1 protein-coding gene and 1 pseudogene are annotated in these 1,083 nt (G+C 63.4%); one reads left to right on the top strand and one right to left on the bottom strand.

The window, feature by feature from the left end; all coding sequences use genetic code 11:
• Positions 1 to 496 (top strand): annotated as a pseudogene (locus tag HEP69_RS23520) (enoyl-CoA hydratase-related protein); the annotation flags it as partial.
• Positions 497 to 505: 9 nt separating this feature from the next.
• On the opposite strand, the gene HEP69_RS23515 reads toward HEP69_RS23520, so the two are convergent.
• A complete protein-coding gene (locus HEP69_RS23515; RefSeq protein WP_290560946.1) occupies positions 506 to 1,015 on the bottom strand; it encodes an alkylphosphonate utilization protein in 510 nt (169 codons plus the stop codon).
• Positions 1,016 to 1,083 lie beyond the last annotated feature (68 nt).

Here is a 1,083-nt window from a genome sequence, read left to right as displayed (position 1 = left end):
GTGGGGGCTGGTGCTCGTGCCGGTTAGCGGGGCGTTGCACGGGGTTTTTTATGGCGGGGGCTTTAAGCTTGGCTTTGGGGCCGATATCCGGATTGCGGCACCCGATTCAGAGCTTGCGATCATGGAGATGAAATGGGGACTGATCCCCGACATGGGCGGCATGGCGCTCCTTCCGCACTTGACCGGCTCTGATGTGATCCGGCGCATGACCTATACGGCGCGGCCGATTTCGGCGACGCAGGCTTTGGCCTGGGGGCTGGTCACGGAACTGGCGGATGATCCGCTGGCGGCGGCGCAAGATCTGGCAACTGAGATTGCGGGCCGCAGCCCCTCGGCTATTCGCGCCGCAAAGCGCCTGGTCGGTGTGGCCGAGAGCGGGGCCGATGAGGCCGCAATTCTGATGGCTGAGAGCCGCGAGCAGGCGGCCCTGGTTGGCAAGCCGGATCGGATGGGGCAGATTTCGGCCAATCTGGCGGCTCGCGCGCCGGTGTTTCGGGGGTTGCGCTCAGCGCTTCTTCACGAACTCGGTCAGGATCACGATACGCTGCCCCTCGACCCGGCCTTCGATATGGGCCGGGTTGTCAAGAACAAGGGAAATGCCGCGCACTGCCGTGCCGCGTTTGGCGGTGAAATTGGCCCCCTTGACCGGCAGATCCTTGATCAGAACAACGGTATCGCCCTGCGCCAATGGCACGCCGTTACTGTCGCGATGCCCGCTATCTTGGGGCAGGTTGTCCACCCATGCGCGGGTGTCCTCATCAAGCCAAAGTTGATCGACCAAATCCCGCGCCCAATCGTGATCAGAGAGGCGGGCCAAGATGCGCGCCGCGAGAACTTGAACCGGGGTATCCTCGGACCACATCGACGAGGCAAGACAGCGCCAATGCTCAGGCTCAAGCGTGCCGTCGATCTGATCGGCGCAAAGAGCGCCGAGATCGACACTGGCCGCCTCAGGCCCGCCCGCCACGGCATAAGGCGGAACCGGGGCCTCGGCGGGACAAAGGGCGCAAGGCAAACAGGGAAAACCCAGTCAAAGTCAGGCACGGAGTACCTTACCCCCGCCAACGGGGAAAAAAAACACAA

The sequence above is a fragment of the Aestuariivita sp. genome (genome assembly GCF_021404545.1).
Classification (GTDB): domain Bacteria; phylum Pseudomonadota; class Alphaproteobacteria; order Rhodobacterales; family Rhodobacteraceae; genus Aestuariivita.
Note: the sequence above shows the minus strand (reverse complement) of the source record. Positions and strands in the feature narration are given on the sequence as shown.